This window comes from Herpetosiphonaceae bacterium (assembly GCA_036374795.1).
Classification (GTDB): Bacteria; Chloroflexota; Chloroflexia; order Chloroflexales; family Kallotenuaceae; genus LB3-1.
In genome coordinates, this window is the sequence record DASUTC010000070.1 from 27,784 (window position 1) to 47,866 (window position 20,083).

18 protein-coding genes are annotated in these 20,083 nt (G+C 63.1%); 7 read left to right on the plus strand and 11 right to left on the minus strand.

Going from position 1 to position 20,083, the window contains the following annotated elements:
* Positions 1–68 precede the first annotated feature (68 nt).
* The 4 genes from VFZ66_04910 to VFZ66_04925 form a co-directional block, all read right to left on the minus strand.
* The gene (locus VFZ66_04910) at positions 69–2,387 is read right to left on the minus strand and encodes a TPM domain-containing protein (GenBank protein ID HEX6288507.1); all 2,319 of its coding nucleotides are present in this window, start codon (positions 2,385–2,387) and stop codon (positions 69–71) included.
* Positions 2,388–2,571: 184 nt separating this feature from the next.
* The gene (locus tag VFZ66_04915) at positions 2,572–3,630 is read right to left on the minus strand and encodes an endonuclease/exonuclease/phosphatase family protein (protein HEX6288508.1); all 1,059 of its coding nucleotides are present in this window, start codon (positions 3,628–3,630) and stop codon (positions 2,572–2,574) included.
* 24 nt (positions 3,631–3,654) lie between these two features.
* A complete protein-coding gene (locus tag VFZ66_04920; GenBank protein HEX6288509.1) occupies positions 3,655–4,914 on the minus strand; it encodes a DUF58 domain-containing protein in 1,260 nt (419 codons plus the stop codon).
* Positions 4,915–4,959: 45 nt separating this feature from the next.
* A complete protein-coding gene (locus VFZ66_04925) occupies positions 4,960–5,940 on the minus strand; it encodes a MoxR family ATPase (GenBank protein ID HEX6288510.1) in 981 nt (326 codons plus the stop codon).
* 1,125 nt (positions 5,941–7,065) lie between these two features.
* On the opposite strand from VFZ66_04925, the gene VFZ66_04930 reads away from it, so the two are divergent.
* The 4 genes from VFZ66_04930 to scpB all read left to right on the plus strand — a co-directional run bounded on the left by VFZ66_04930 (position 7,066) and on the right by scpB (position 11,422).
* The gene (locus VFZ66_04930; protein ID HEX6288511.1) at positions 7,066–8,658 is read left to right on the plus strand and encodes a DUF512 domain-containing protein; all 1,593 of its coding nucleotides are present in this window, start codon (positions 7,066–7,068) and stop codon (positions 8,656–8,658) included.
* Between the two features lie 80 nt (positions 8,659–8,738).
* Positions 8,739–10,079, plus strand: coding sequence for a ribosome biogenesis GTPase Der (der, locus tag VFZ66_04935; GenBank protein HEX6288512.1), 1,341 nt, complete (start codon positions 8,739–8,741; stop codon positions 10,077–10,079).
* A gap of 101 nt (positions 10,080–10,180) precedes the next feature.
* Positions 10,181–10,801, plus strand: a complete 621-nt coding sequence (locus VFZ66_04940; GenBank protein ID HEX6288513.1) for a DUF3105 domain-containing protein — start codon at positions 10,181–10,183, stop codon at positions 10,799–10,801.
* 3 nt (positions 10,802–10,804) lie between these two features.
* Positions 10,805–11,422 (plus strand): SMC-Scp complex subunit ScpB, encoded by a 618-nt coding sequence (scpB, locus tag VFZ66_04945; GenBank protein HEX6288514.1) that lies wholly within the window; start codon positions 10,805–10,807, stop codon positions 11,420–11,422.
* Positions 11,423–11,530: 108 nt separating this feature from the next.
* On the opposite strand, the gene VFZ66_04950 is transcribed toward scpB, so the two are convergent.
* Positions 11,531–12,580, minus strand: a complete 1,050-nt coding sequence (locus VFZ66_04950) for an ABC transporter ATP-binding protein (protein ID HEX6288515.1) — start codon at positions 12,578–12,580, stop codon at positions 11,531–11,533.
* 69 nt (positions 12,581–12,649) lie between these two features.
* Here VFZ66_04950 and VFZ66_04955 point away from each other — a divergent pair, with 69 nt between their 5' ends.
* The gene (locus tag VFZ66_04955; GenBank protein ID HEX6288516.1) at positions 12,650–13,558 is read left to right on the plus strand and encodes a GNAT family N-acetyltransferase; all 909 of its coding nucleotides are present in this window, start codon (positions 12,650–12,652) and stop codon (positions 13,556–13,558) included.
* Positions 13,559–13,610: 52 nt separating this feature from the next.
* On the opposite strand, the gene VFZ66_04960 is transcribed toward VFZ66_04955, so the two are convergent.
* Positions 13,611–13,991 carry a hypothetical protein gene (locus VFZ66_04960; GenBank protein ID HEX6288517.1) on the minus strand — a complete coding sequence of 127 codons (381 nt, stop codon included), beginning with the start codon at positions 13,989–13,991 and terminating at the stop codon, positions 13,611–13,613.
* A gap of 603 nt (positions 13,992–14,594) precedes the next feature.
* Positions 14,595–14,849, minus strand: a complete 255-nt coding sequence (locus tag VFZ66_04965) for a hypothetical protein (GenBank protein HEX6288518.1) — start codon at positions 14,847–14,849, stop codon at positions 14,595–14,597.
* Positions 14,850–15,163: 314 nt separating this feature from the next.
* Between VFZ66_04965 and VFZ66_04970 the strand changes: the two genes are divergently transcribed.
* Positions 15,164–15,853, plus strand: a complete 690-nt coding sequence (locus VFZ66_04970; protein ID HEX6288519.1) for a hypothetical protein — start codon at positions 15,164–15,166, stop codon at positions 15,851–15,853.
* 143 nt (positions 15,854–15,996) lie between these two features.
* Positions 15,997–16,749 carry a hypothetical protein gene (locus VFZ66_04975; protein HEX6288520.1) on the plus strand — a complete coding sequence of 251 codons (753 nt, stop codon included), beginning with the start codon at positions 15,997–15,999 and terminating at the stop codon, positions 16,747–16,749.
* 27 nt (positions 16,750–16,776) lie between these two features.
* Here the strand turns inward: VFZ66_04975 and VFZ66_04980 are convergent, their stop codons facing one another.
* From VFZ66_04980 to proS, 4 genes are all read right to left on the minus strand, one after another.
* Entirely contained in the window at positions 16,777–17,130 is a 354-nt protein-coding gene (locus VFZ66_04980) for a hypothetical protein (GenBank protein HEX6288521.1), read from the minus strand.
* Entirely contained in the window at positions 17,114–17,497 is a 384-nt protein-coding gene (locus VFZ66_04985) for an OsmC family protein (protein HEX6288522.1), read from the minus strand. Before VFZ66_04985 ends, VFZ66_04980 begins: the two co-directional genes overlap by 17 nt.
* Positions 17,497–18,738 carry an AI-2E family transporter gene (locus VFZ66_04990; GenBank protein ID HEX6288523.1) on the minus strand — a complete coding sequence of 414 codons (1,242 nt, stop codon included), beginning with the start codon at positions 18,736–18,738 and terminating at the stop codon, positions 17,497–17,499. The genes VFZ66_04985 and VFZ66_04990 overlap by 1 nt, the downstream gene beginning before the upstream one ends.
* A 160-nt stretch (positions 18,739–18,898) precedes the next feature.
* A partial coding sequence (gene proS / locus VFZ66_04995; GenBank protein HEX6288524.1) for a proline--tRNA ligase occupies positions 18,899–20,083 on the minus strand: 1,185 nt, incomplete at its 5' end.

Sequence of the window (20,083 nt, forward strand, 5' to 3'; positions counted from 1 at the left end):
CACGCGATGCGGGACGTACGCTTGTACGTCCCGCGCTCTTTCCCGCTCGATCGTCCGGCCTTACGGCGCTACCACTTGGTCGAGCCGCCGCCGCCTTTTTTGGACGATCCCCAGCTTGACCTGCCGCCGCTGGACGATCCCCAGCCCGACGCGCCGCCGCTGGACGATCCCCAGCTTGAGCCTCCGCCCGACGATCCACGCGACGATCCACGTGACGATCGATGCCGCGATGCCGCCAACGCTGCCGCCAGCGCTGCCTGCCGCATCCGTTCCGCCTCGGCGACCTCGCGCTGCGCCTGCTCATGGGCATGCTGAGCGCGCATCATCGCCCGCCGCGCATACTCGATCTGCGCTTCCAGCGCCGCCGCGCTTGCCGCCTGCGCCATGTATCGCTCAGCCTCGGCGAGCGCTGCTATGGTATCGTGACGCACCTCACGATGGCGGGTCATGTACTCGTAAGCCTGCGCGATCGTCCACTGAGCCTGGTTCTGCGCCTCGCGCGCCTGCTGTCGCAGCCGCTCCCGCGCTTCGTGCTCGGCCTGCGCCTGCCGGTGGAGTTCTTGGGTGGTCTGCATCACCTGCCGCACCTGCGCGATAGCCTGAAGATAGTCGGGCCGCGCGTTGCGCAGCTCATTGCGGGCCATGTCGAGCTGCTGCCCGACGCGCCGTAGCTCGTCCCAGATGCTATCGTGGATGTCGGCGTCGTACTGGCGCACATACGTCTCAGCCGCAGCCAGCGCCGCCTGCGCCTGCTCGATCAGCCCCGGCGCGTCGCGGATCGCGCCGTCGATATTGTGCTTGAGCGTGATGATCGCCGCGATGCGCTGCTCGGCCTCGTCGAGGCGCTGGTTGGCAACGGCAATCTGCTCTAGCGCCTGCTGCCACGCCTGCCGCTCCATCGTGATCAGGCCGCGTGCCGTCTCAAGCGTCTGCTGGCTCTGCGCCACACGCTGCTGCGCCTCGCTGGGGTAGTCGCGCACGGCCTGCCAGCTCTGCTGCGCGGCGATCCGGCTGATCTCGTCGAGCGTCTGCCTGCCTCTTGCGATTTGCGCCGTCGCTCGCTCGACGCGCTGCGCCAGCTCGCTCGTCGCCGCCTCGGATTGCCGCTTGAGCTGCGGCAGCGCCTGGGCCGCGTCAACGGCCTCCTGAGTCCGCCGGGCTGCCGTAGCGGTCAGCCTGGCTGCCACGATGAAGCGCCGATCCTCAAGCGCGCGCTCGGCCTCGTCCAGGCCCGTCTGCGCCTGCGCCAGGATGTGCTGCGCCGCCTCCGTCCTGAAGCCCTCATCGGCAACTGCTCCGATCGCCGCTGTCGCCTGCTCGATCGCCGCCCTGCTGTCGATCACCGCCTGCGGCGTTTGCCGCATCGCCGCTTCGAGCGTGGTCAGGCGCGTCTCAAGCTCGTCCGCTGCCTGCGCGACCTCCTGGGCCGTCGCGCAGATCTTTTGATACGCCGCCGTGATCGCATTGTACTGATCGACCTTCAGGCCGCGCCGCTCAGGATCGTGATCGTCGAGCTGCTCATAGTCGAGCAGCATCGTGTTGGCGATCTGCTGCGCTGTGCCGAGCGCTGCGTTCAGCGGTGCGGCATCCTCGGCTGCGACCTGCGGCACTGTGGTTGTGACGCGCGTCTCAAGATGTTTGATCCGCTGCGGCAGCGCGATGATCTGCTCCACGGCGCCCTGCTTCGCCAGCCGCGCCTGCTGCTGTGCCGCCTGCCTGCGCTTGCGCTCCCGCTGGTACGCGAAGAGGCCACCCGCCGCGCTGCCAAGCACGAGCACCAGCAGCAGCACGCCAAGCGCGCCGCCCGGCACGCCGATGCCCTCACCCGGTACGGCGGCGGGCACTGCCGGTTGTGCTGGCACGGCATTGTCGCCCGGCTTGGCTGCCCCGGCGATGCTCTGATTCATCGCATCCAGTCCGGCCACAAAGCCGCCCGCAAAATCACCATCGCGGAAGAGCGGATTCATCTGGTCGGTCTGGATCGCCTGCCATTCGCTATCCAGCGCGCCGGTCCACTGCGCGCCATAGTAGGCCCCGGTTTCGCGATCCTCGATCGCGACGATCAGCAGCAGCAAGTTCGATACTCGATCGCCGTTGGCGTCGTGCCACGTGGCACAGCCGCCGATCAACTGCTCGGCAAATGCGTCGAGGCTGCTGGACGGCGCATACGTCGCGATCGTCCGCACGCGCACCTCAGCGCCGGTTTCGGCCAGCCGCTCGGCAGCTTCGCCGACGCGCTGGATCTCGGAGCCAAAAACTCCCGCACTGTCCACCACCACCTGATCGCAGGTCGCCTGGGCGGAGGCGGCGGATATGTTCGTCAGCGCCAGGGCGATCAGGGTGGCAAGGACGAGCAGTTGTTTCACTAGGATAGGCGGTCGGTTCATGGTCAGACCTCCGCGCTCATATAGTCCTGGTTAAGGGTTGTGCGTAGCGCTGAGTAGATGGCAAGGGTACATACGTCTGCGTGTGGCGTTACGTTGCAGGGCGTTTCTAAGCTTACGATCTATGATACACGACGCGCGGGGAAATTGTGTTGCGATCCGGTGGTATCGCAGCATACAAATCGCATCAATGCGTCTCGAAGACGCCGCGCACCAGACAATGATCGCTGCCGACCGTCGCGCAGTTGACCGAGGTGCGCAGCGGCGTGACGCGCGGGCTGCTGAAGAGGTAGTCGATCCGCAGCAGACCCGCATCGATCCGGCGCAGCGGCGACAAAATCCAGGTGTTGCCGCTGCCGATACCCGCCGCCAGGTGCGCGTCGATCAGTCCCGCCGAGGCATCCCGGTAGTCGGGCTCGCGCTCCGTCAGGTTGAAATCGCCGAGCAGGAGCAGCCGCTCGTTGTCGTGCAGCAGCGGATCGATGAACGCGCGCAGAAAGGCGATGTCTGCGGCGCGGCCAGTGGCGTCGAATGTGCGCGGGAAAGGCATCGGCCTGCGAAAAGGCGTGTGCGGCGCGCGTGGATGAGCCGTCACCACGATCAGCGTCTTGCCGTCGCCCAGTTCGACGCGCGCCCACATGATCGGGAAAGCTTCGGGACGGTCGAGGTTGCGCAGGATGCCCTGCTCGACGATCGGGAAGCGGCTCAAAATGCCCATGCCGTCCGAATGCCCCGGTTCGAGGTAGTGCCAGGGATAGCGCCGCGCGATCTCCGGATCGTTCAGCAGCGCGCTCTGATGCGGCGGCGTTAGCTCTTGCACCGCCAGAATATCCGCCTCTGCCGCCGCGACGATGCCCGGCAGCTCGTCGAGATCGTGATTCGAGACGTACATGTTCCAGGTTGCCGCGCTCAAGCGCAGCGCGTCCGGCGTCTCAAGCGGCGGCAGCGAGATCCAGGTCGGCACGAAGCGCACTGCGGCGATTACGCCGCAGACGACGATAGCCGCCAGCAGCGACCGTGAGCGGCGCCGCAGCGCCGACGGCAGCGCCAGTAGCAGCGGAATGAAGAGATACGGCGCGAAGACCTGGGCCAGCGCCAGCGGCCCGTTTCGCTGCGGAAACAGCGCTTGCTGAGCAGATATGCCCAGCAAGCCCAGGATGTACAGCGCTCCAAGCGCCTGCACTGCCGACCCAAAGAGGCGCTGCACGGCTCCGCCCGCCGATCGGCTCTGATTGTGGGACGCCATAGATCGATGCATCGAACAGTCGAATTAGCGATAGGTGCCGACAGCACCAAGCGGCTGGCTCAGCGCCCGATCCAGCGATTGGCCCTGCTCCAGGCGATAGACCGGCACGCGCAGCTCGTTGAGCTTCGCCATAATCGTATCCGCGCCCGGCCAGCCGCCGAATGTCTGCGGATCGATGAAGATCACCACGGCCTGCATGCCCCGGTAGAGCAACTGCTGAAGGCTTGTCACCCAGCCCGGATCGACTGACGCGGTGAGTATGACCATCGTCGAGGAGCGGCTGAACTGCGTCGACTCGGCGATCAAGACCTCGGCCAGCGGATGCGTGCCGTGCGCGCGCAAAACTGCCAGCGATTCGAGGATCTTATAGAGCTGCCGCGCCTCGCGCTCCGGCGGGATGACCTCGCGGTGCTGGCCCCAGCCCAGCAGCCCGACGTTGCGGTTGCCGTTCAGCAGGTGCCGCGCCACAGAGGCCGCCGCCGTCACGATGTACTCTTCGGTCGCCTCAGGCACCTGGATCTCGCGCCCAAGCCGCCGATCGCGATAGAGCGTGCGCGCCTCCTCCGAGACAGCCTGCGAGCGCTCGTGCATGTCGATCACGATCCACACGTCGGCGGTCGGGTCGAGCTCGAACTCTTTGACCATCATCTTGCCGGTGCGGGCGGTCGAGCGCCAGTGGATGCGGTTGAAGCTATCGCCGGGCACGTACTCGCGGATCGTCGAGACGTTGGGCGTGACGTGAAACGTGCGCGTGCGCAGATCCGCGCCGCCGGGTAGCTCCGCGCTCGGCAGCCGAAACTCAGGCAGCGGCATCGTCGCCGGATAGACGATGATGTCGCTGGTGCTGGGAATCGCGCGCTCCAGCCGGAAGATGCCGAAGGGATCGCCGCTGTGCAGCGTCACCGGCCCGAGGGTCCACTTGCCACGCATCGTGCAGGGCGTGCGCAGCGTCCAGCGGCGGCGGGCGCTGGATGGCAGGTATGCCACGAAGCCGCCCTGGTGCATCGGCATGTCGGAGTGATCCTGCACCTCAACCCACAGCTTGGGCAGCGGCCAGTGATTATCGAGGATCAGCCGCTCGCGCGCCTCCTCGCCCACCTGCGCGCGTCGCGTCCCGATGTCGCGCGTCACCTCGACGCCCTGAAGGTTGCTCCAGGCCCAGAGGTATGCCAGCAGCAGCAGCGCCAGCAGCAGGTAGAACAGGTAAAAAAAGAGCGGTATGTTCGTGCCCTGCGCGGCCACGAAGCAGATAATGGCGAGCAGCAGAATGCCTAGTGCTTTCATCGCATACGGCGATCGGCACGACCACAGACGGATCGTGCCAATGGCCTATCTCGCTCCTATGATTTCACGTTCGGGCCGTCGTCCGGGCCGTCCGCCGGGCACCGGCACCGCGCTCAGCACATCGTCGATCACGTTGGCTGGCTGCACGTTGCGGATGCGCGCCGCCGGAGCGATGATCAGCCGATGGCCCAGCACGGCCTCCGCCAGCGCTTTCACATCGTCGGGCGTTGCGTAGTCGCGGCCCTGGATTGCGGCGTAGGCTTGCGACGTGCGGTACAGCGCCAGCGAGCCGCGCGGGCTGGCTCCCAGGTATACGTCGTCGTGGTGCCGCGTCGCCGTCACGACCGAGACGATATAGTCTTTGATCAGGTCGTCGACGTACACATCCTTGATCTGCTCCTGCATCGTCAGCAGGTTTTCGGCGGTGATCACCTGCGGCAAGGTGTCCAGCGGATGCTGCTTGCGCTGGCTCTCAAGGATCTGTAGCTCCTCGCTCTTCTGGGGATAGCCCAGATGAATCCGCAGCAGGAAGCGGTCGAGCTGCGCCTCCGGCAGCGGGAAGGTGCCCTCGTACTCGATCGGGTTTTGCGTCGCCAGCACGATGAACGGCTCCGGCAGCTTGTGCGTCACGCCGTCGACCGTAATCTGCCGCTCTTCCATCGATTCCAGCAGCGACGATTGGGTCTTGGGCGTCGCGCGGTTGATCTCGTCGGCCAGCACGATTTGCGCGATCACCGGGCCGGGCCGGAACTCGAACTGGCTGTTCTGCTGGTTGAAGATCGACACGCCGGTGACATCCGACGGCAAGAGATCGGGCGTGAACTGAATGCGCTTGAAGGTGCAGCCGATCGAGCGGGCGATCGACTTCGCCAGCACGGTCTTGCCCACGCCGGGCACGTCTTCCAGCAGCACGTGTCCACGGCACAGCAGCGCGACCAGCAGCAGGTCGACCGCGCGGCGCTTGCCGATGATTACATGCTCAACGTTATCCGCCACTCGCTCGGCGACCTGTTGAATATCGTTCAAACGATCCTCCTGATATGGATCATGATCGGGATCTTTATTGCTCGGATGGCTTGGTGAAGCGCTAAAACAATCGTTACGTCATCCTACCTGGATTATACCAGAAACGTTATGTTGTTTCGCCGGGCGCGTCCGGGCCATACCTTATACAACACCAGCAAAGCCCGCGAGCCGTTCAATCTCCGGCGCGCCGCGCCTCCCAATTTTGGATATTGACAATTTTTGATTATTAGCCTACGATCGGCTCAAGAGCTAGATATACCCTTGCACTGCATCCAGACGCGGCTGTTCTTGCTGTCAGACGCCACTCCTTGCGCTGCGCGAAGTGGTCATAAACGATCTTTCCCTGGTCATCTGTGGTAGGCTGCACGCTCCACTGTGCGCCGAATCCGCTTCCGGCTGTGCTGCCTCGGGCAGACGGAAGCACCATCTCCTGTGCCGGGGCTGTTTCGCGGAGGTTGTCACATGCGGTATCACCTGCCCAGAACACTCACCAAAGCCGCCTTCCTCGTTGCTAGCCTGGCACTGTTGCTCGGCATCTCGGCCATGCCGACCCATGCCAGCACTGCTCGTGTCCCCGAAGACGTTGGAACCACGGAGGCAACGCTGTCGCTCAGTGGTCCAGCTTCGATCACGACGTCGGGTAATTACACCTACCGCGCTAGCTTGTATGCGCCCTATGCGAGTTTCACGTGGTACAGCCGGACATGCGCGACCAGCACGGTTGCTTCTTGCACCGCCACCTGGAATCTCACGTCTGGTACCTCTACGTCGGAGTACACATCTCAGTACACCAGATACCTTAGCCCGGATTGTTCGGGCGGTGGTACGCGCAGCTTCCAGGTCAGAGTTGATGCAAGGGCGTTTGGGCAGCCAACCCAAACGAAATATGTGGTAACGAAGCTTTGCGGAACCGTGCAGCCCTAGCTCGTCTCCAAGTGATCAATTTCCTCAACAGACAGCGGCGCGCCGGATACGTTCTGCGGGCCGCTGTTTTGTGTTGTTATGATTGCCTGGTTTCACCTGGCGCAAAGCGAATGATTATGTCCAATGTTCTGGTATAATACAGACCAGAGTACGGCGCGTCCGTACCTTTTTTGATGCATTAGATTTATATAGGCGTAGCGCATGCAGGGCGCTGACGCGGGCAGGCGCATGGAATATCAGCCGAATCTCCAAAATATTAAAGGCTCCGGCGGCGTGGTGGTCAATGTCGAGCCGGGCAGTACCGCCCAGGAACTCGATCTGCGCGTCGGCGACATCGTGGTCGCGGTCAATGGGCAGCGTATGCGCGATGTGATCGATTACCGCTTTGCGATGGCCGAAGAGCTTGTCACCGTCGAGGTGCTGCGCGGCGATGAGCGGCTGCTCTTTGAGATCGAGAAGGATGCCGATGACGATCTGGGCCTGGAGTTTTCGGAGCCGCTGTGGGATCGCCTGCGCACCTGCAATAATAAGTGCCCGTTTTGCTTCCTGACGCAGATGCCCAAGGGCTTTCGTAAGACGCTCTATCTCAAAGACGACGATTATCGTCTGTCGTTTTTGTACGGCAACTTCGTCACGCTCACCAATCTGAAAGAAGATGACTGGCGGCGGATCGAGGAGCAGCGTCTCACGCCGATGTATGTCTCGGTCCACGCCACCGATCCGTATATGCGCGGCGTGCTGCTGGGCAAGGCCGACGCGGGCGATGTGCTCGCCGACATTAAGCGGCTCGGCGCGATGGGCGTCGAGGTGCATACGCAGTTCGTGGTCTGTCCCGGCCTTAACGACGGCGAGGTGCTCCGTGAAAGCATCCAGGCGCTCGCGGCGCTGCATCCGGTCGTCCAGTCGATCGCGGCGGTGCCCGTTGGCCTGACCAAGTACCGCTTCAACGGCAAAGCGCCTCAGTCGGTCAAGGCGGCGATCCAGGTTCACGAAACTGCCGAGTGGATCGATACCAACTGGGAGCGCCAGCCGCTCTGGGATCAAACGATCTCTCAGGGCGGCGTGGCCGGTCAGTCCGCGACGGCGGATCTGGGCTTCTGCGCGCGCTCAGCCGATAATCTGGTCGCCGAGATTCCGCTGCGCACGTTCCGCCCCGAAGAAGCCGCCCGCGTGATCGATCTGCTTGAGCCGTACCAGGAGCGCTTCCGCGCCGAGCTGGGCTATGGCCTGGTCTATCCCTCGGATGAGTTCTATCTGCTGGCGAATCGTCCGGTGCCTCCGGCGCATGTCTACGAGGGCGCGGATCAGATCGAGAACGGCGTCGGGATGGTACGCGAGTTTCTGGATGAGTGGGAGCTGGCGCGGCATAAGCTGCCGCCGCGCTCACGGCAGCCTCGGCGCGTGATCGTCGTCACCGGCACGCTGGCCGAGCCTGTGCTGCGGCCCGTGGTCGAGCGCATCGGGCGAGTACCGGGCGTGCAGGCCGAGCTTAAGGTCGTGCGCAACGATTTCTTCGGCGAGACTGTCACCGTCGCCGGGCTGCTGACCGCTGGCGATGTGATCGCACAGGTCGCGCCGCTGGGAGCCGCCGATCTGGTGATCCTGCCGCGTGTGATGTTCGATTTCAAGGGCGAGCGCACCATCGACGACGTAGCGCCGGAGCAGATCGCCGCCGATCTGGGCAGCCCGATCGCGATGGCTCGTCATCCGCTGGAGCTGGTTCGCGCGATTCGCACGCTGGCGAAAACACCGCAGCCGAGTCCATCGGCGATGACAGCGGCGGTCGCGGCATAGCGCGGCGCGCGTGCGGCGTGTGGTGTGGGGCACGGCACGCCGTGCCTTTGTTGTTTAGAAGAGAATTGGAGTAGAGAATCATGCCACAACCAATCGTTGCGATCGTCGGACGGCCCAACGTCGGCAAGTCGACGCTCTTCAATAAGCTGGTCGGCGAGCGACGCGCGATCGTCGAGGACGAGCCCGGCACCACGCGCGACCGACTCTACGGTGAGTCGGAATGGCACGGGCGCGAGTTTACGATCGTCGATACCGCCGGTATTCTGCCAGGCGAGGAAGACGAGGCGACCGCCTCGATAGCGGAGATCGTGCGGGCCACACGCGCCCAGGCGCAGCTTGCGATCGACGAGGCCGACGCGATCCTGTTTCTGGTCGACGTTAAGCAGGGCATCACCGCCGCCGACGAAGAGGTCGCCGAGATGCTGCGCCAGACGAGCAAGCCCGTGATCCTGGGCGTCAACAAAGCCGACTCGCTGGAGCGGGTGCAGAATGCGGTCGAGTTTTGGAACCTGGGCCTGGGCGAGCCGATCCCGCTGAGCGCCTACCACGGCACCGGCACGGGCGAGCTGCTGGATGCGCTCTACGAGGCGCTGCCGCCGTTCGAGGAAGATCCCGATGAGGAGTACGCGCTCAAGATCGCGATCGTCGGGCGGCCCAACGTCGGCAAGTCGAGCCTGCTCAACCGCCTGCTGGGCACCGAGCGCGTCGTGGTCAGCGATGTGCCGGGCACCACCCGCGATACGATCGACACGGTGCTTGAGTACAACGGCGAGAAGATCCTGCTGATCGATACCGCCGGTATCCGGCGACGGGGCCGCATCGACCAGGGCATCGAGAAGTATAGCGTGCTGCGGGCGCTGCGGGCGATCGAGCGCGCCGACATCGCGCTGCTGATGATCGATGCGACCGAGGGCGTGACCGCTCAGGACGCGCATATCGCCGGGATGGTGCTGGATGCGTATAAGGGCATCGCGGTGCTGGTCAACAAGTGGGACGCGATCGAAAAAGATAACGAGACGTTTGAAGCCTGGAACAACCATGTCCGCGCCGCGCTACACTTCATTCCGTACGCGCCGCTGCTGTTCATCTCGGCCAAGACCGGCCAGCGCGTCGAGAAGCTTCTAGAGCTGGCGCTCCTGATCAACGGCGAGCGCAACACGCGCATCTCGACCGGCAAGCTGAATACGATCTTGCGCGAGGCCGTTCGGGCGCATCCGCCCTCGTCGATCCACAAGGGCGCGCATCTGCGGATCTTTTACGCCACGCAGGCGCAGGTCGCGCCGCCGGTCTTTTTGTTTTTCTCGAACGCGCCGCAGGAGATTCACTTCGGCTACAAGCGCTATCTGGAAAATCGTATTCGTGAGCAGTACCCATTCGTGGGCACGCCCATTATCCTGGTCTTCAAGAGTCGCGAGGAGTAACCACTCTCCTCGCGCTTACTGGAGATGGCTGGTGGCGGTTGACGCTCCGCTATCCGTTCGTTACACTACCTGACACCTTTCATCGAGGAGCAATCACTGATATGGCGACACGTCCAGGGGGCGCACCGCGCCCTAATCCCGCAGTTCGCGGTCGGGAAGTTCCCCAGAAGCGCTCTTTTCCCCTCGTTCCGGTCCTGATTGGCGTTGGTCTTTTGATTGTGCTTGCGGCTGGTGCCTGGCTGATCTTCGGCGGCAGCGGCGGCGTTCCGGCTGCCGAGAAGTCGCCGGGCAGCCCCGTCGATGTGCTGCCGTCGCGCGAGCACGTGCCCGACGGCACCGCCGTGGAGTACAGCACCAATCCGCCGACCTCCGGCGATCACTGGGGGCAAGCCGCGACCTGGGGCATCTATCCCACGCGCGCACCGGCGGATGAGCGGCTGGTGCATAATCTGGAGCATGGCGGTGTGATCATTAGCTACAATCCCGCCAAGGTGGACGAGGCGACTGTCGAAAAGCTGAGAGAGCTGGCCCGCGATCTGCGCAAGCAGCGCCCCTGCCTGGTGCTGACGCCGCGCGACAGCATTCAGGACGATAAGCCGATCGCGCTCACGGCCTGGGGTGTAATGGCGCTGCTCGACAGCTACGACGAGGCCGGAATCCGCGCGTTCTGGCGCGATCATGTGGCGAATGGGCCTGAGTTCCCTAAGGGACAGTGCGGCTAGTCCATGACCGAAGCGCTGGAAGCTGAGCCGTTCGCGCCCGGCGTCGAAGCCGAATTTGGCCCCAAGCAACTGGTCGAAAGCCTGCTCTTCGTTGCAGCGGAGCCGGTGCCGGTGCGCGATCTGGCGCGGGCCATCGGGCTGCCGCTGGCGGCGATCGAGGCCGTGCTGGAGCAGTTGATGCGCGAGTACCGCTGCCGGGGTATCCGCCTCATGCGCCACAACGATCATGTCCAGCTCGTCTCCGCGCCGGAGGCCGCCACGGTGGTCGAGCGTTTCCTGGGCGTGCATACCAGCGCGCCCCGGCTATCGAATGCGGCGCTGGAAACCCTGGCGATCGTGGCCTACAAACAGCCGATCACGCGCTCCGGCATCGAGGCGGTGCGTGGCGTTGATTCGTCGGGCGCGGTGCGGACTCTGCTCCAGCGTGGGTTGATCGTCGAGGTGGGGCGGCTTCAGGCTGTTGGCCGTCCCATGCTCTACGGCACGACCGAGGAGTTTCTCAAGCAGTTTGGCCTGCCTAGCGTGGCGCATCTCCCACCTATGGAATTTCCCGACACCGAGCGCGAGCCGCCGCACGCCGCGTCGAACGGCGCGGCTGCCGCTGTTGAGCAGACGGGTTGATCTTGTCCTGGTCTGATGATCGTTGAATCATGATGCCGGATACGTCGGGGCGTATTGCATGCGCCCCGGCAGTTCGTAATTTGGCAAGGTTCGGCATCACGCCGAGGGTCAGGCTTCCTCCGCGATCGTCGTCAAAGCATCGGGGCGCAGCGACAGCCGCACGCTCTGGCCCACCGCGAACGTCCCGGCCTCGACATCCAGCTCTAGCTCCGTGCCGCTCCCATGCCGCAGCAGTAGGCGCTGCGTGCCGCCGCGAAACGTGCTGCGCGTCACGCGCCCCTCGATCACATTTACCGCATCCTCGGTCGGCGGCGCGGCTGCCTCAGGCCGAATCAAGACCGTCTGCCTCTCAGCGCCCTGCTCTTGCGTCTCTACCACCAGCCGACCAAGCGCGGTCTGCATCAGGGTGCGGCCCCGCTCCACCGCGATACGCTCTCCGACGATCAGGTTGTTCAGGCCCAGGAATCGAGCCGCGAACATGCTGGCCGGGCGGCAGTAGACCTCCATCGGCGTGCCGCTTTGCACAATCTGTCCACGATTCATCAACACAATCCGATCCGCGACCGCAAACGCCTCGACCTGATCGTGCGTTACGTAGATGCTGGTCAGGCCCAACGCTTTAATGATCGCGCGCAGGTCTTCGGTCAGCCGCTCGCGCAGCGTGCGGTCGAGCGCGCCAAGCGGCTCGTCCAGCATCAGCAGCCGGGGATGCGGCGCGAGTGAGCGAGCCAGCGCTACCCGCTGACGCTCGCCGCCCGATAGCTCGAAAATCGTGCGCCGCGCATAGCCCGGCAGCCCCACCAGATCGAGCATCTCGTCCACGCAGCGCGCGATCTCGGCGCGCGGTAGCCGCTGCATCCGCAGGCCAAACGCGATATTCTGGCCTACGCTGCGGTGCGGCAGCAGCGCAAAATCCTGAAACATAAAGCCAAACTGCCGCTCGTGAACCGGCACGCGATCGATCGCGCGGCCTTCAAGGCGGACGCTGCCAGCGTAGTCCGTCTCCAGCCCGGCGATCACCCGCAGCAGCGTAGACTTGCCGCAGCCGCTCGGCCCCAGCAGGCAGACGATCTCACCCTCCGCCGCACCAAACGTCACGCCGCGCAGCACAGGCTCGGCACCATAACTTTTGACAATCTGCTCTGCCTCAAGCAGCATCGACGACCCCTTCCGCGCTTTGAGCACATGGTATCATACATAGCACGAGAGGAAAGATTCTTGCGCGGTATGCCATTATTTCGTCGTCCATTCGATCGACGCCACGCATTGGCGCGACCCGCTGCTCCCCACGATGCGTCCGTGATCGGATCGCTGGGCTACCATGCTTTCCGCCGCTACCTGACCAGCTCGGTCGATGATGTCGTCGAGTTGCTGCCACACGAGCCGACCGCAGTGCTTGAGTACGAGGGTAAGATCGTTGCGGTGGCGCAGGCGGGCTGGCGCATGTCGCCGAACGCCTGGCTGCGTTCCGTGCTGATCGATGGGCGCGTCGAGGCGGTGTCGGTGCTTCCACTGTTGATCGACCAGTTGCACCGCTTGCTGCCCGCCCGCGCGATCTCGTCGTTGTATATCACCCTGGACGAATGGAGCATGCCCTGGCTGCGCACGCCGCTGGAAAAGCTTGGCTACAAGCGGATTATGGATGTGCTGACCTACGAAAAGGTGGGCATGGATGTGCCTGCTTCGGGGAATCAGGCGGTGGTGGTTCGCCGGGCACGTCCAGAGGATCTTCAGGCCGTACTGCGGCTGGATGCGATCTGTTTTGCTACGCCCTGGGGTAAAGGAGAGGAAATTTTAGGCCCTGCGCTGATCAGCGCGCCCTATTTTGCCGTGGCAGAGTTTAGCGGCGAGGTGATCGGCTATACCTACGTCACAGTCCATCAGGCGGGGGTCCACGCGCATCTCGTGCGCATCGCAGTATCGCCCGCTTTCCAGGGCCGCGCCGTCGGCGTGCGCTTGCTGGCCGATGTCGTACGCTTCTGCCATCATCGGCGGATTGACCTGATGACGCTTAATACGCAAGATTACAATGTACAGGCGCAACGGCTGTACGAGTGGTTTGGATTTCGTCGCACCGGCGAAGTCCAGGCTGTGCTGGGGGTCGAAGGACTCGGCCAGCAGCGGCTCGGCAGTTGATTGCCAGCGCTTGACCACCCCCGCGCCCCTACCGGCAGTGCTGTCGCTACGCTCAGATCTCGTGGTGACGAGCTACATCGCTTACCAGGAGTTGGAGATCGATCGCCGCCTGGAGATAGACCCGCCGCTCTTCGGGCGACCACGCGGCCCGGCTTAGACCAAACCACGCCCCAATCAGGTACGGATCGTAGTGCAGCGCCGCGCGGAAGTAGTCTTGCGCCTGCTTGAGGTACCCATTATGGAGCGCGTGCCATCCGAGCGTTGACAGATAGCCGCTGTCGTGGGTGTCGTGCATCGCTCCTGCGATCTGAAATTCCGCCTGCGTCCGTGCCGCCTGTATGGCATCCCAGATACGTTGCCGCCAAAGAGCGACCCGCTGCGCGTGGAAGGGTGAGAAAGGATCGCGCTGCACCCGAATTCCCTCTACTTGCATAGTCCGTCCTTCCCTTGGATGCATGGATCTGCTGCATGCCCAGATGCAAAAATCCTTAACTGGATAAATGCGGCTTTGACATGTTTATCACAGTCTCGCAGGAAAAGAACAAAGGAACCCGGTGCAAGGCCCGGAGGGTACTTGGCGCGCAAGGGAACAAAAAGCTCTACCTGCTGCCCCTCGCCTGACGCCGCGAAGTTGGAGGCCCGCCTGAGCGTGGGGCAGGGCGGGTGCCATGCCGGGGTACCCTTTGGGTCTGGCGCCCGGCGCGGTGAGGGCCTTGAACTCGAAACCTGGCACGTTGAACTCGAAACTCGGACCACGCAGGACACAGCGGTAGCATCGTAGATCGGGCTGATGATCTACCTCTCGTTGCAGGAGGCTCCCTCACGATCTTGGAGTGCTGGCACGTGCCCGGTAATCCGGCGGCAGGCGTTTGGATCAAGAATATACTGTATACAGCGCTGTATACTGTCAGGCTCACATCGTCGTGAAGGCGTGAGCGTGCGACGGCTGGTTGTGCTGGTCTTGGAGATGCGCTACAAGGTGTCGGGTGGGTATCAACAATCGTTGGGTGCAGGGATGATGCGGCGACGCGGTGAGCTAGGCTGTGTAGCTGAAGTGATGATCGTTGATCGGACGTAGCTGGCTGACGAACGCATCGACCCGGGTGATCAGCGCATTTCTGAACTTGATCGGCTTCGGATATTCCAGTGTGACAAGACAATCGCCCGATTGGAAGCGCGGCCACACTTGAATGACTTTACCCGGAATACCGGCTAGCGATTGCGATGCACTCTCTACAAAGGCATAGGTCATGCCAATGGTTGGGTGTGCCAAAGGTGCTCGTTCCGTCATGGGGGTGTCCTTTTTGCTGTTATCTGAGGAGTACTGTCTGTGGCGTGTATTGTACCACGTGCCTTTTTGTTGTACATGTTACTCGGATTAATACCAGATGACATGTATTTATCAAGGCATGAGCCAAAGCCTGCGAGATGATGGAAAGACGTGGATTGGTGCGAATTACCACGTGATACAATAGGCGTGCCTGTGGAACGATCAGGCAACGATTCTGCGGGGTTGGGGTATCCAAGCCAGCAGCATACGATAGGCCGGATTTGACGAGGCGTAGTACACTATGCGTAGACAACCTCCGCTAAGGGAGCGCTGATATGGCCTTTCTCTCAAGCATGTCGAACGACGACCTCGCCCAGCGCTGCGCTGAGGAGACCGAAAAATTCAACAGCCGCCAGGAGAACGATCCGACCTACTGTTTCGAGCTGATGCGGCGGGCGCTCGCAGACGAGTCCGACGAAGCCTTCACGCGGATCTATCAGATCTACGAGCGGCAGGTGTTGAATTGGGTATATAGCCATAATCGCTTCACGCAGACGGGCGAGAGCGCCGATTTTTTTGCTACGTCGGCAATGCGGACGTTTTACTTCGCGCTGCGCGGCGAGAAGTTCAGTAAGTTTCCTTCGCTGCCTCAAACCCTCTCCTATTTAAAGATGTGCGTTCACACAGCGATTGCGCAGTATCTCCGCGATCAGCAGCCAAACGCATCGATGCCGCTGGGCGAGATGAGCGATGTGCCGCACACGCCGGATCTGGGTGGCCGCATCGACGCCGCCGAGCTCTGGACGCATATCTGTCGGCTACTGCCCGACGATCGCGATCAGTTGCTGGCGCGCTGCGTGTTCCTGCTAGATTTGAAGCCGCGCCAGATTGTGACGGAGCATCCAACGCAGTGGCGCAACGAGCGCGAGGTATCGGTCGCGCTCTACCGGATTCGTCGGGTGCTGCGCAACGATGCGATGCTTCAACGCATGTCGGGAATGGCGCTGAATGGACAGGCCGAGTAGCAGCATCCTGCCCGATCGCAGGTTGGATCATTCAATTATGATGTTATCGTGATATTAACCGCATTTTTGCATTTAGCAGATCAAACGACACACCAGCATACGCACGATCGATATCAAACTTTTTGACAGAGGAGAGGTGAGATATGGAGTGCCGTCTCCCACCACCAATAACAGAAGATCAAATCAGCGCCGCGATCGAGGGCTTCGTCGATCCGGTGGTCCAAAGCCATATCGGGCAATGCCCAAGCTGCAACGTCCGTCTGCAACACGCACAGCAGATGGAAGGTGCGCTAAAGGCAAAGCTCTATCGCTGGGATTGTCCCTCGCCGCAGCGGCTGGGTGAGTACGTCCTGGCAATGATCAGTAGCCAGAGCGAGGAGCGCTCGATCGTTCGGCACCTTGAGCAGTGCGCGGCTTGTAAGAGCGAGGTAGAGGAATTAGGTGGCTTCCTGGTCCCCAACACAGCACCCGACACGGCCACAGTCTCCAAGCCGGAGCCTGCGCGAGAAAAAGAGCGAGGCTGGGCGCATACGTGGCCTCAAGCATTCGGCCAGATCTTCGCGCGTGTTGTACCGCGCACGTCTGCGCTGGCGATGCGTGGCGCGGCAAGCGGCCCAATTATGGCCGAGGCCGACGGAACAACCATCGTTCTGGATGTGCAGCCTGCTTCCGAAGGGCAGGTGACGATCCTGGGCCAGGTTGTGGACGCCGATCAGGATCGCTGGACCGGCGCGCTGGTCGTGCTGCGTCAGGCGGGCAACGTCCAGGCGACAGCGACGGCTAATGACCTTGGCAGCTTTAGCTGCGGACCGCTCGCCGCCGCGCCGGTCGAGCTAATGATCGCCTCGCCGGTTGGTCAGACCGTCGTGCTGCCGGAAATCGACGTATCCGCGTAAGAAGAATCCGCGAACGCGCAGTGCTGCCTACTCGGTCCTGCGCCTGCTCGCACCCCCCTCATCGAGCGGTACGATCTCCCCAGCCGTGAATTGTGTGGTCTTGCCGTCGACTACCGTCGGGTCCAGACCGAACCGATGGGCGCACACAATCCCGCTTCCCTTCGCTCCCCGGTTATACTGACAATCGAGACAAAGCCCAAACTCGGCGGGCGCGTCGAAGTATGTGCAGCGATCGGCTGGGCGGCGCGGCGAGCCGAAGCTGATCAGCTTTAGCTCAGCGCTCAGATCCGGCGCGATGCCGAGCGAACGTCCCTCCTGCGGCTCCGGTAGCTCCGGCAGATCTTCAAGGATCGCGCGGCGGCGGCTACGCTTGTTCGGCACCTGGCACCTCCAGCGTCATCTCAATCCGCGCGCCATGAGTCAGCGTATTATGCACCGTGCATTGCTGCGCGGCGCGCAGCAGCGCTTTCTGGCGGCTGGGCGGCACATCCGGCCCCACCTGCAGCGTCATCTGCATGTGTCCGACACGGTAGGGCTGCTCGGTGTAATCCCAGACGACGACGACGGCAAAGTGATGCAGATGAAAATGCGCGGTCGCGGCATAGTCTTGCATGACCGAGGCGGTACACAGCGCCAGCGAGGCTGCCATCATCTGCAACGGGCCGAAAGGATCGCCGATCACCTCCAGCCCATGCTCCCCATCGATCTCCAGCCGAATATGCTTGTCGTCCACAACATGAAGCTGCATCAGGAAACCTCCTTGACCGATGACTCTCGCGGATCGGGTGGCGCTGGCGAGACAGACTCCGTGTGCCAGGTGCTCGGCGGATACGCCACGACGGTATGCTCTTCGCCGTGCTCTGCGCGGTGATGCCGGATCAATCCTTTGCGCCAGTTGCTCTGCTGCACTACCGTCACCTGCTCGTTCCACCAGCCGCCCGTCTCGTAGAGCGGCAGCAGATAGCGCTTGACAGCCTTGGCGATGATCGTGGCGATGATCGCGGCGGCAGGGATCGAGAACAAGATGCCCGCCACGCCGTAGATCCGCGCGCCCAGCAGCACGGCAAACAGCACCAGCAGCGGGTTAATCCCCAGCTCGCGGCTCATCACGCGCGGCATCAAGACGTTGGTCAGCAGCGTCTGGCCGACCAACAGCAGGCCGATCGCGACGATCGTGCTGGCGATGGGCAGCGTAAAGACGATCACGGCGATCAGCAGGATATTCGCCAGTGCGCCGCCGATAAACGGCAGCAGCCGCAGCAGCAGCACGGCCATGACCCACAGCGCCGCATTCGGGATGCGAAAGCCGAAGATCAGCGCGGCGCTGGCAAGCGTGCCGATCGCGACGACGTAGAAGTAGCCGCGAATATACGACGAGTAGGTGGTTGTTACATCGCGGACAAAGCCATCGTACTCGTCGCGCCAGCGCGGGGGAATGACCGGACGGAGCATATCGATCATCCGTCCGGATGTCAGGCTCATGTAGACGCTCACGGTGATCACCAGCGCGATCCGCCCAAGCACGCCCGCGAAGCTCTGCGCCACGTCGAAGGCGCGCTGGGCGAAAAGGCTGGCAACCGAGGTGCTCGCGCCGACAACTTGCGCGGTGATCGCGTTGGGATCGATCTCCACGCCGCGCTGTTGGAGCCAGAGCGCAGTGTTTTCCGCGCTCCGCGCGATCTGGTTGGCAAGGACCGGTATCTCCTGCGCCAGGAGTGTAAGCTGCGGCACCAGCCAGACGAAGCCGCTCACCAGACCGCCGATCACGAGGATGTAGGCGATGGTGATCGCGCCGCCACGCGGCATGCGCCAGCGCTCCAGGCGGCGGATCAGCGGATCGAGAAGCAGCTTGAGCAGCCATGCCAGACCAAAGACCAGCAAAATGTCGGCGATCCGGTAGATCAGTTGAAACACTTGCTGGATCAGCCACAGAGCGGCAATCGCCGAGATCAGGATGATCAAGTAGCGCGGAACCGTAATGCGACCCATGATAGTGTTCCTAGGGTGGGGAGCCGACGCGGCACGTGCGCGACTCCCCAACGTGTAGCTCCTGCTCCAGGCCAGAATCAAAGTTCAAAGTTCCAAGTTCGAGGCCCTCACCCCGGTCTGGCACCCGGTCCTTTGTTCTCCCGTGGCCGGCCTATCGGCGCTAGTATGAGCGGGCGAAGATCGCCTGCCGCCTGGTCTTGCGACCGGTGAAGAAGCAGGTGCCCTCCGCTTCCGGCTGGTCGAACGGTATCACCCGGATCGTCGCCTTGGTTTCGGCTTTGATCCGATCCTCGTCCGCGCCGTCGCCGTCGAAGTAGGCGCGCACAAAGCCCTGCTCGACCTGCTGCTTGAACTCGTCGTAGGTGCTGACCTCGAAGGTGTGCTCGCGCTGGAAGCGGAGCGCACGCTCGAACAGCGCCGCCTGGATCTCGTCCAGCAGATGCGTGACATACTGCGTCAGCCCGGCCTGCTCCACAAACGCCTTCCCCTCGCGGCCCGGTCGATCGCGGCGAGAGATTGCGACAGTGCCTTTCTGCACGTCTTTCGGCCCGACCTCGATTCGCACCGGCACGCCTTTGACCTCCCACTCGTTGAACTTAAAGCCTGGCGAGAGGTTATCGCGATCGTCGATCTTGAAGCGGAAGCGGCCCTTCCAGTCGGCGGTGATGCGATCGACCGCCTCCATCACGGCGCTGCGCTCGTCGTCGTTCTTGAAGATCGGCACGACTACAACCTGGACCGGCGCGACTTTCGGCGGCAGCACCAGGCCATCGTCGTCGCTGTGGGCCATGATCAGCGCACCGACCAGCCGAGTCGACGAGCCCCAGGATGTCGTCCAGCAATACTCCTCGCGGTTGTCGGGCGTGGTGTATTTGATGTCGAAGGAGCGCGCGAAGTTCTGGCCCAGGTTGTGGCTTGTGCCCGCCTGGAGCGCCTTGCCGTCCTGCATCATCGCCTCGATCGCGTAGGTGCGAAGCGCGCCCGCGAACTTCTCGCGATCGGTCTTGAGGCCGCGCAGCACCGGAATCGCCATGACGCGCTCGACCACATCGGCGTACACATCGTGCAAGATCACCAGCGTCTCGCGCTCGGCCTCTTCCTCCGTGGCGTGGGCGGTGTGGCCCTCCTGCCACAGGAACTCCGCCGTGCGCAGGAACGGCCGGGTGCGCAGCTCCCAGCGCATCACATTAGCCCACTGATTGATCAGCACCGGCAGGTCGCGCCACGAGCGAATCCACTTGGCATAGGTCGCGCCGATGATCGTCTCCGATGTCGGACGAATCACATACGGCTCGGCCAGCTCCTCACCACCGGCGCGCGTCACCTCGGCGACTTCGGGCGCGAA